Consider the following 10,468-nt stretch of genomic DNA (forward strand, 5'->3'; position numbering starts at 1 on the left):
ACCAAGTGCCGATCCGTTGGCCGTTATTGATTTGGGCAGCGATGAAGAACAGGCGCAAAGCTTTGAACTCTTAGCGCCGTCTGAGTCTTCAGACACACCCCGTCAAAGCCGTGGCCCACGCGACGCGCACACGCGTGGATCGCGAGGCCGGGACCGCCATGATCGCGACCGCCATGAACGCGGCGACCGAAACGATCGCGGCGGCCGCTATCGCCAACAAGATCAGGACCCCGATGTCGTGGCTTTTGGCGATGATATCCCAGCCTTTATGAAAATCCCCATCCATTTAAGCCCGATCCGGGACGAGGAAGCCTAGGCTTTCTCGGTCGAAGACTTGACCTTGGCACAACAGCCAAAGCCAAGCCGCGACTTTGTGCCGCGCATGGCTTAAGGTTTTGAGTGTGAGTTTGGCTTGCAGGATGCCTGCGGCTGTGACAATACCAGTTGATGATGCGAACCATTCTCAAAAACTCCCGCGCCCGCCTGTTTGTTTCGGTTGCTGTTGCATCCGCCGTTTTCGCGACCCTTGCGGGTTGTGGAGCGTCAGAGCCTGCCGCAGGCTCGAAAGGCGAAGTCAATATTTATTCGGCTCGCCATTATGATGCCGACGAACAACTCTATGACTTGTTTGAGAAAAATACTGGCATTGCGATCAATCGCATTGAGATGAAGGGCGACCTTCTTCTAGAGCGCTTGAAGGCTGAAGGCACCCAAAGCCCTGCAGATGTGATCTTGCTGGTCGATGCGGGCAATTTCTGGCGGGCAGAGACTGCGGGCCTCTTCCAATCGGTTCAATCGGCGAAGCTGGATGCGGCAGTCCCGGCCAATCTACAGGGGCCCAAGAAGGATTGGTTTGGGTTTGCCAAGCGCGCGCGGGTCATCGCTTATGATCCAGTTCGGGTAAAGCCAGAACAGGTCGCCACCTATGAGCAATTGGTAGAGCCTGCCCTAAAGGGCAAAATCTGCGTTCGCCCTTCCAGCAATGTCTATAATTTATCTTTGATGTCCTCCTTCATTGCCGATTGGGGCGTGCCCAAGGCTGAAAGCTGGGCCAAAGGCGTTGTGGCAAACTTTGCCCGCCAGCCTGAGGGGGCAGACACCGATCAACTTAAAGCCATTGCCGAGGGCAAATGCGCGGTTGCCATTGTGAACCATTATTATGCGGTGCGCTTGCAGCGCTCTGAAGATCCGGCAGAGCAGGCGGTGGCCTCCAAAATCGCCTTGTCCTTCCCCGATCAAGCAGGGGCTGGGACGCATGTGAATATCTCTGGCGGGGCGCTGGCAGCCAACGCCCCCAATAAGGCCAATGCGGTTGCTTTCTTGGAGTTTTTGGCAAGCCCAGAAGCGCAAAAAATCTTTGCCAAAGCCAATGATGAGTTTCCAATCCTTGCCAGCGCCATGGATGACAATAGCAAATTGAAGGCCTTGGCTGGCTTTAAAGAGGCCCAGACCCCGATGGCCGCCCTCGGTACCAATCAACCTGAGGCCCAAAAGGTCTTTGATCGCGCGGGTTGGAAGTGACCACCTTGGATCCGGCAGCAAGGCCTAGCCCCGCGCGGGACTGGGATGGGCTTGGCTTTTCAAAAGCCAGGTTCAAGCCTCTAAAGTCTTGGGCGCTGTTTGCCTTCTTGCTGGCGATCCCGGGCTTGCCCGTCTTGTTTACCTTCCTAGCAGCCGCCCAACCCAGTGCGAGTTTCGACCATATTGCCCGCGTGCTTTTAGGGGAAATGGCGCTGACTTCGCTGGCGCTCTTGGTCTTGGCCACCCTTGGGGCCACCATTTTAGGCGTGATTGCCGCGTGGTTCGTCACCGCCTATCAATTCTGGGGGCGGACGGCATTGAGTTGGGCTTTAGCCCTGCCCTTGGCCATGCCCGCTTATGTTGCGGCCTATGCATGGGGTGATTTGACGGGCGCGCGCGGGTTTTGGATCGCCACCCTTGTCTATGTCACCACGCTTTATCCCTATGTCTATCTGGCCGCCCGCAGCGCTTTTGAGGCGCAATCGGTTTGCGCGCTGGAAGCCGCGCGGCTGTTGGGGGCTGGTGCTTGGAAGCGCTTTTTCACGATAGCGCTACCTTTAGCCCGGCCTGCGATTGCGGCCGGGGCAGCGCTCACCGGGCTTGAGATTGCCGCCGATTATGGAGCGGCCGACCATTTGGGCGTTTCGACCCTGACGATTGGGGTGTTTCGCGCTTGGTTTTCCATGGGCGACTTGGCGGCAGCGGCCCGAATTGCCTGTTTGCTTTTGGTGGGCGTTCTGTTTCTTGTTTGGCTGGAGCGTAAGTCACGGGCGGGTTTGGTTGCAGGCGGTTCGACGCGCTGGCGCACGCCCCAGCGGGCGCAGGCTTCTGGCATGGCGGGTATTTTGATCCCGGGATTTTGCGTTGCTTGCTTGGCCTTAGGCTTGGTCATTCCGGTGTTGCACTTGGCAGGTCTTGCCATTGCCAGCGGTGTGCCAGAGCGGGCCTTGAGTAAGCCTTTGGTGGCCACGGCACTTCTGTGCGCTTTAGGCGCAAGCGCGACCTTGATTTTGGCAGGCCTCAGCGCCTTTATCAGCCAGCGTAGCGCCCAAGCCAGTGGCTTTGTGCGCGCGGTCAGCCTTGCCGGCTATGCCACACCAGGTGCTGTGACCGCACTGGGCATTTTGGCGGCCTTGGCGTTGAGCGGATCCCATGTGGTCGCAGCTTTGAGCGGCCCCTTGGCCATTATCGCGCTGTGCTATGCCTATGCCGCACGCTTTACCGCGGCAGGGCTTGAGCCCTTGAACGCGGGCCTTGAAAAATCGACCCGTTCGATGCGGGAATCGGCCCAGACCTTGGGTGCCAGTCGGATGAAGCGCTTTTTGAAGCTCGAAGCGCCCTTGGCGGCCCCATCTGCCTTTGCGGCTGCCTTGATCGTCGCGGTTGAGATCGCCAAGGAATTGCCCGCCACCACCATTCTGCGCCCCTTTGGCTTAGATACATTGGCTGTTCGTGCCCATGCTTATGCGGCCGATGAGCGTTTGGGGGCAGCTGCTTGGCCAGCCCTTGCCATCGTTCTGGTAGCTTTGATCCCTACCCTGCTGTTTTCACACGGCCTTTCAAAATCACGGGCAGGGCAATCATGAGTGAATTTGCCCTCGAAGCGCGCCATGTCAGCCGCACCTTTGGCACCGTCAAAGCCCTTGATGATGTGAGCCTCAGCCTTGAGGCCGGCAAAGTTCTGGCCCTGCTCGGCCAATCGGGTTCTGGCAAAAGTACGCTGTTGCGGGTTTTGGCGGGCCTTGAAGGGGTAGATGCCGGTGAAGTCTATGCCGATGGCAAATTGGTGAGCGACAAATCCACCACAATCCCGCCTGAGAAGCGCCCCCTCGGCATGGTCTTCCAAGATTATGCCCTGTTTCCCCATCTTACCGCTTTGGGCAATGTGGCCTTTGGCCTTGGCCATTTAGCCAAGTCTGAGCGCGTGACCCTTGCTGCATCTTGGCTTGACCGAGTTGGTTTGGGTGACCGAGGCGGGGCTTTCCCGCACGAGCTTTCAGGTGGCGAACAACAACGTGTGGCACTGGCCCGGGCGCTTGCCCCCAATCCGCGCGCCATTCTGATGGATGAACCCTTCAGCGGCCTTGACCCGCATCTGCGCGCGGATCTGCAATCAAGCATGTTGGCGACTTTGGCTGAAGCTGGTGTTGCGGCCCTGATCGTCAGCCATGATACCGAAGAAGCACTTGCCGTGGCCGATCACGTCGCCATCATCGAACATGGCCGAATATTGCAAAGCGGCCTGCCGGCTGATGTGTACCGGACACCCACATCCTTAGAAGCCGCGCGCGCTTTAGGGGCTGTGTGGAGTTTGGACGCCCAGGCCCAAAATGGCTTGGTAGAAACCCAACTCGGCACTTTTGCGAGCCCGTTTGACGGGCCAGTCATGGTCTGTGCTCGCCCAGAAGCGACACGCGTGACAGCTTCGCAAGCGGGTGCTTTCAAAGTTGTGGATCGCCGTGGCGTCGGGCGCTTCTTGACCGTGAAGCTGCAAGCGATCACCGGCGAGGGCGGGTTCATCACAGCTTTGGTTGAGGCCAAATCCGCCCCCGACAAAGGCCACCACGTCGCCTTGAGTCTGCACAGCGAAGATGTCTTTGTCTTCAAAGCCTAATGCCTAGAGCCCGCCTCACTTGAAAAAGAAGGCAAGCTTGCCCAAGGTGGGCCCATGACTGCTTTGACCGCCCCCCTCACCCGTGTGATGCAGGCCCGCTTTGGGCCAAGCGCGCAGGTCGTCGACATGACGCGCCTGTCAGGTGGGGCCAGCCAAGAGACGTGGGGGTTTGGTCTTGAGGTTCCAAGCGAGCCCACGCGCAAGCTCATTTTGCGTCGCGCGCCGTTTCAAAGTGCAGCCAAAGGCGAAGCGATTGGCTTGGTGAAGGAGGCCCATATCATTGCCGCGGCAGCGCGCGCGGGGACCCCGGTGCCAGAGATCATCCATGTCTGTAGCCCCGAAGATGACTTAGGCGATGCCTTTATCATGGCCCATGTTGAAGGCCAGACGATTGCGCGAAAAATCCTGCGCGATGAAGAGTTCAGCCATGCCCGGTCACGACTGGCATTTCAATGTGGCGAGGCTTTAGCGAAAATCCATGCCGTGGCGCCCCATAGCCTGCCATCGGACTTGCCCATCAGCCATGGCCTGGACCAATTGGACCGCTATGAGGCGATTTATCGCGGCTTTGAGATGGATCGCCCTGTGTTTGAATTGGCGCTGGCTTGGCTTCGCCAGCATGCGCCACAGCCCTTGCCCACGACCCTGGTACATGGCGATTTTCGCAATGGTAATCTGATGGTCAATCCCCTGGGCCTTGCAGCGGTTCTGGACTGGGAATTGGCCCATCAAGGCGACCCGCGTGAGGATTTGGGCTGGATTTGCGTCAATTCCTGGCGCTTTGGTGTGCGGGAAAAGCGGGTCGGCGGCTTTGGTGCGCTCGAAGACTTGCTGGCAGGCTATCAGGCTGCGGGTGGGCAAGCTTATGAGGCCGAGGACCTTACGTGGTTTCAAGCCTTGGGCAGTTTCAAATGGGGCATTATGTGTTTGATCATGTACCAAGCCTTTGCCACCAAAGCCGACCCCTCGATTGAGCGTGCGATGATTGGCAGGCGGGCCTCTGAAGCGGAAATCGACTTACTCAATCTGATCGAAGGTCGCCCCCATGCATGAAGCCCCCTCGTCTGAAGAATTGCTGGGCGCCGTCATCGGGTTTTTGACGGAAAAAGCCGCCCCGCAACTCAGCGGCCAAGCCGCCTTTCATGCCCGCGTGGCCGCCAATGCCTTGGCCTTGGTTGAGCGCGAGATGGCGCAGAGACAGCCAGCCGATGCGCGCGCCCGCGCCCTCTACGCCGCCCTGCTAAACGATACGTCCAGCCCCTTAGAGGCCCTGACGAAAGAAGTCTGTGCCCGTATTCGATCGGGGGCATTGGCTTGTGATGACCCTGCCCTCCTAGCTGCCTTGCGCGAAATCACCAGCGCCCAATTGACCATTGATCAACCCACCTATAGCGGGCTGAAACCATGAAGCGGAACTGGCAGCGCTGGATCGTAGGTGGTATCCTTGGCCTCAATCTATTGGTGGGGCTGACGGCCTATTTCATGCGCGACAATTTGTTCCGCGAATTGATCCAGCCTGCGGTACCCTTCCAAGTCGATGAACCACCCCCTGTGCCCGACTATAGCGATGCAGCGGCTTGGGCCTTCCGGCCGCAGGGGGCCAATGCGGGCCTTGGCAAGGCCGATGTCTTCTTCGTTCATCCCACAACGGCTTGGAGTGGCAATACAGGCTGGAACATGGATATCGCCGACAATGTGTCGCGCACCCGGCTTGAAACCATCGCCCTACCCAATCATGCCGAACCCTTTGCAGCTGCCGGCCCCCTTTGGGTGCCGCGCTATCGCCAAGCGGTTTTGTTTGCCCTTCTATCGCAACGCGATGACAGCCATGAAGCGCTGAACCTTGCCTATGAAGATGTGGCGCGTGCCTTTGTGACCTTTCAGCAAGCCCGCAACCCTAAACGCCCCTTTGTGCTGGTAGGCATCGGACAAGGCGGGTTGCATCTGTTGCGTCTGTTACAGGAAAAAGGCGATCTGGGCCCCATGTTGGCTGCGACTTACATCCTTGATCAGCCGGTCCCGACCGCTTTGTTTGAAGGCCCAAATGCGGTGCCGGGTTTTCCCAAACCCTGCCAAAGTGCCAAACAAGCCCGCTGTTTTGTAAGCTATACCAGCGTGGATGGTGGCGATGAGCGCGGCGAGAAAATCCTCAAAGAGCGCTCGACCATTTGGACAGCGGATAAGGGCTATCGCGCGATAGGCGGTGCCCGCTTTGCCTGTGTGAACCCCCTAACCGGGGCAGCGCCCCAGAGCAATGCCCCGCCCAGCACCAATCGTGGGTCGGCCGCTGCCAGCGGCCTTGAGCGCGGCACAGAGCCAGCGCTATTGCCCGGCGAAACCGGGGCCATCTGTCGCAATGATTTATTATGGGTGGAGGTGAACCGGCCAGCCGCGCTGTCGCGCGCGCGCTTTGAGCTTGGCACTTTCTATAAGATCACCGGCTACAATCTGTTTTATGCCGCACTCAGCACCGACGTCCAAGCCCGCGTCAATGCGCTGAGATAGGCTGGGCCTTGGCCCACAAAAAAGCCCGCCAACCCCCCCCGCCACCCCAAGGGGGCGGCGGGCCTTTCACCATCTAATCAGACCGAAACTACATCCCGAAACGGGCTTTCATTTCAGCTGTCATTTCTTCAAGCGCCTTGACGGTGACCGCATCTTTTTCGCGGGTCTTCCAATATTTGGCGAGCTTTTTGAAGTTCTTCAAAGGCGCTTTCACGCCCATGACAGGCAGGATCTTGACCACGAAAAACAGGCTTGGGGTGATGGTGCAATCAGCCAAGCTGAACTTATTGCCCGCTGCATGCTTCTTGCCCGACACGACATGTTCGAGATGACCCAAAGCGGTGTTCACGTCTGCAATCGCAGCCTTGATGGCTTCTGGGTCTTTGCCAGGCCCCATCAGACCAAAAATCTTGCCCATGGCAGGGCCCACATAAATGTCGTTGACCCGCGAGATCAGGCGCACTTGCGCGCGCTCTTCAGGCTTACGGGGGCGAAGGGCTGGTTTTGGGAAAGCATCTTCCAGATATTCAAGAATAACTTCTGACTCCGGCAACGACATGCCAGAATCTGTCACCAAGCAGGGGATTTTCCCGATTGGATTGATCGCCAGAAACTCTTCGCTTTTCATGCTGCCGCCGGGAGGTGGCAAATAGTCAACTTCCAAACCTTTAGCGGCAATCTGCATCTTCACGCGCTGCACAAACGGAGAAAGGTCACTTCCATATAATTTCATCGCTCAAGCTCCCTGGGTCTTATCACAAATAGCGTGCTTCACCTGTCCTCACGACAGATGCTTATCCATCAATTTCGACTCGCGCGGCGCGCCATTCTCACAAGGATAGGTAGCGCCCCACGCGCCTCTGGCCAACAACTTTGACAGCCCAAATGACAATCTGTGCAGTCAATTCCCAAGAATTGGCTAGCAATTGTTCAAGCTAAGCAGCCTTATCGCGCAGTAGACCGCAAGCGCGAGCGCCATGACGTCTTAAAGGCCAATAATCGCAACCGAGCACACATTGCTTGACGGGGCACCGCCAAGATTATGGGTCAGCCCCAAACTCGGGTTTGATAATTGTCGTTCACCTGCCCGGCCCTGAAGCTGTAAATACATTTCATACAGCATGCGCAAGCCAGAGGCCCCAATGGGGTGGCCAAAGCATTTCAACCCACCATCAATCTGGCAGGGCACTTGGCCATCGGCATCATAAAAACCATTCATCACATCTTTCCAGCCTTGGCCTTCGGGCGAGATGAAAAGATCTTCCATGGTCACAAGCTCAGTCACCGAGAAGCAATCATGGACTTCGATCATGGAAATCTGGTCGCGCGGGCGCTCAATCCCGGCTTCCAGATAGGCCTTTTTGGCGGCAATCCGGGCGGTATGGAAGTAAGAGCCGTCCCATGAATTATGCTGGCTCTCCATACCGTTAGAGACAGAAAGCTGTAGGGCCTTGACATAGACCAAGTCCTTTTTGCCCAAAGCGCGCGCAATTTCAGGGGTCGTGACAATGGCCGCCGCCGCCCCATCCGACACCCCACAACAATCAAACAAGCCCAAAGGCTCTGCAATCATTGGGGCGGCGATCACTTGTTCTTCAGTCACCACATTGCGCAAATGCGCTTTGGGATTTTTCGACCCATTGGCGTGGCTTTTAACCGACACATGGGCAATGGCGCGCTTAAGGTCTTCGCGCGAAACCGAGTGCTTGGCCCGATAGGCACTGGCCAATTGCGCGAAATTGCCGGGGGCAGAGCCATTAGGCGCCGTCTGGGGAATATAGGTCCCCATATTGCCGGTTGGCAGGCCGCCATAGCCTGTATCTTTCAATTTCTCGACGCCGACGGCGATTGCAATATCGGCAGCCCCCGCTGCAACCGCATAGACCGCGCCGCGAAAGGCTTCAGAGCCAGAGGCACAGAAATTCTCAACCCGCGTCACCGCAATATTGGGCAAGCGCAAAGCAATCGACAGAGGTGTGCCACCTTTGCCGGTGCCAATCTCGTCAATATGGGTGGAAAACCAAGCGGCATCTAATTGGGTGGGCTCAATGCCGGCATCGGCCATTGCTTCCAAATAGGCCTCGACCATAAATTCTTCCGGGCCGCAATCCCAGCGTTCCCCGAATTTGGAACAGCCCATGCCAATGACGGCGACTTTGTCACGAATTCCTGTGGCCATGCTGATGCCTCCCTGAACCGAAATGCTTCTTGTTTTGGAAGACTGTGACCCAGATTGCTCAGGGTTTCAAGCCAGAGTTTGGCGTATTTGGAACCGCTTTTGGAACCGTGCGGTCAAAAAAGGAAAGGGCTTCGGTCCAATCTTCGGTATGGATGCCATGCAGGCCCGGCCGCATGTAAAATGCCAAGACCCCCTTTCCATCTGGGTGACGCAGCTTTGTCTGGGTAAAGGCTTGTTGCCCAAACAGCTGATACACGGGGTCTGCCCCTTTCAGCGCCCTAAAACTCCCATGTGGGTCGCCCCATTGGTCGCGTCGCCCTGTCCCAATCAGAACGGGCCTAGGCGCCAAAAGCGCAATCAATTGATGCTGATCAATATCCAGATCCGCCTGCTTGGCCGCATAGCTGGCATAAGACGGGGCAAACCAATGGGGGAAGGCGCGGGTGATATCGGCCACGGGCTCGCCCACGTCATCGCGCCCCAAAGCAGCCCCTGCTGTTCCCGATTGCAAGGCCCAGACCGCGGCAGGGCGGGGGTCAAAGGCGGCCGACAAAAGGGCTGCTTTGCCATGGCGGGAATGCCCCCACAGCAGCATCCGCCGAGCATCCAGCCTCGGATCGTCGCCCAACACATCCAAAATGCGCGAGGAAGTCCACGCCCAAGCGGCAATGGCCCCCGTGCGCTGTTCAGGCGGCGTACCGATAGGGGTTAAAGCCGCAAGATAAGGCTCAGCCACTTCAGCCACGTCGGGCACCACATCGCCTGGATGCCACGATGCCAGAGCATAGCCCCTTTGGGCTAAAGTCTCCCACGGGGGTGCATTGGCGTATTTGCCGAAAATGGCGGTTACCAGAAAACCGGGGGCCCCGCCGCCACATTCCGGGGGCAGAGCCATCGTGGTGGTTCGCGTGCCTGTTTGCTTGGGCAATAAAGCATCATTGCCACAAAAGGTGCCGCCCGCGATCACGGGGAATGGCCCCTTGCCTTTCGGCGTCATCAAAATCAGATCGACCACGGGCCTGCCGCCGGTCCAAGGTCCGGCTTCAGCCGTTTTAAGGGCAATGGTGAGGCGCTCGATGGTGCCAATGGCACCTTTTTCAGGCTTCTCCAGCACGTCGCGGCTGATGATCTCATAGCCGACAGTCGCAGGCATCGCGCCGTAGATCTCACTTTGGAAGCGGGCTTTCAAAAGGGGCGCGCGGCGATCTTGCCAGTCGCTTAGGCTTTGGATTGCAGGGTCGGACTGAAAGGCCGCCAGAACCGGTGGGGAAGCGGGTGGGCCTGTCACTTCAGCTGGGACATTGGGCAGCCGCTGCAGGGCACAGCCACCAGCGCTGAGCGCAAGGCCCGTCACCACCAAAACCGCGCCCAAAACAAACTTTCGACCCAGCCCCATAAGTTTGTTCCCTCTTGCCTGTCTCTTTTGAGGCCTACGGCGCGACCTGTCGTGTGGTTACAGGGATTGGCCAAACGGGTCTATTTAATAAACGGCAAGGTGGGCGGTGCTTCTGTGTAACTTAGGTCCGATCAAATGCCCTCTTGTGGTGCAAAGTCCCACAAGGTTGTCATCCCCGATGGCATCAGCCGAGTCCCAGACCTTGTGCCGCAAACGCGCTGAGGTCCCCGCTCTCCACTTCGTTCCGGCGGGG

9 protein-coding genes and 1 pseudogene are annotated in these 10,468 nt (G+C 57.9%); 7 read left to right on the forward strand and 3 right to left on the reverse strand.

Going from position 1 to position 10,468, the window contains the following annotated elements; all coding sequences use genetic code 11:
* The 7 genes and pseudogenes from IOB61_RS15075 to IOB61_RS15105 form a co-directional block, all read left to right on the forward strand.
* Window positions 1–316, forward strand: a pseudogene (locus tag IOB61_RS15075) (hypothetical protein); the annotation flags it as partial.
* A 131-nt stretch (window positions 317–447) separates the two neighbouring features.
* Window positions 448–1,521, forward strand: coding sequence for an extracellular solute-binding protein (locus tag IOB61_RS15080; protein WP_290818519.1), 1,074 nt, complete (start codon window positions 448–450; stop codon window positions 1,519–1,521).
* Window positions 1,518–3,107: an iron ABC transporter permease gene (locus IOB61_RS15085; protein WP_290818535.1), complete on the forward strand. Its 1,590-nt coding sequence runs from the start codon at window positions 1,518–1,520 to the stop codon at window positions 3,105–3,107. Before IOB61_RS15080 ends, IOB61_RS15085 begins: the two co-directional genes overlap by 4 nt.
* Entirely contained in the window at window positions 3,104–4,135 is a 1,032-nt protein-coding gene (locus tag IOB61_RS15090; RefSeq protein ID WP_290818521.1) for an ABC transporter ATP-binding protein, read from the forward strand. Before IOB61_RS15085 ends, IOB61_RS15090 begins: the two co-directional genes overlap by 4 nt.
* A 54-nt stretch (window positions 4,136–4,189) precedes the next feature.
* On the forward strand, window positions 4,190–5,188 hold the full coding sequence (locus tag IOB61_RS15095) for a phosphotransferase family protein (RefSeq protein ID WP_290818523.1): 999 nt from the start codon (window positions 4,190–4,192) through the stop codon (window positions 5,186–5,188).
* Window positions 5,181–5,543: a DUF6285 domain-containing protein gene (locus tag IOB61_RS15100; RefSeq protein ID WP_290818525.1), complete on the forward strand. Its 363-nt coding sequence runs from the start codon at window positions 5,181–5,183 to the stop codon at window positions 5,541–5,543. The genes IOB61_RS15095 and IOB61_RS15100 overlap by 8 nt, the downstream gene beginning before the upstream one ends.
* Entirely contained in the window at window positions 5,540–6,640 is a 1,101-nt protein-coding gene (locus IOB61_RS15105; protein ID WP_290818527.1) for a DUF3089 domain-containing protein, read from the forward strand. Before IOB61_RS15100 ends, IOB61_RS15105 begins: the two co-directional genes overlap by 4 nt.
* Window positions 6,641–6,728: 88 nt before the next feature.
* On the opposite strand, the gene IOB61_RS15110 is transcribed toward IOB61_RS15105, so the two are convergent.
* The 3 genes from IOB61_RS15110 to IOB61_RS15120 form a co-directional block, all read right to left on the reverse strand.
* Window positions 6,729–7,373, reverse strand: coding sequence for a glutathione S-transferase family protein (locus IOB61_RS15110; protein WP_290818529.1), 645 nt, complete (start codon window positions 7,371–7,373; stop codon window positions 6,729–6,731).
* A 252-nt stretch (window positions 7,374–7,625) separates the two neighbouring features.
* Window positions 7,626–8,819, reverse strand: a complete 1,194-nt coding sequence (locus IOB61_RS15115) for an acetyl-CoA acetyltransferase (RefSeq protein ID WP_290818531.1) — start codon at window positions 8,817–8,819, stop codon at window positions 7,626–7,628.
* Between the two features lie 58 nt (window positions 8,820–8,877).
* Window positions 8,878–10,215: a hypothetical protein gene (locus tag IOB61_RS15120; protein WP_290818533.1), complete on the reverse strand. Its 1,338-nt coding sequence runs from the start codon at window positions 10,213–10,215 to the stop codon at window positions 8,878–8,880.
* Between the last annotated feature and the right edge of the window lie 253 nt (window positions 10,216–10,468).

It is taken from the genome of Aquidulcibacter sp., assembly GCF_020253525.1.
Lineage (GTDB): Bacteria > Pseudomonadota > Alphaproteobacteria > Caulobacterales > Aquidulcibacteraceae > Aquidulcibacter.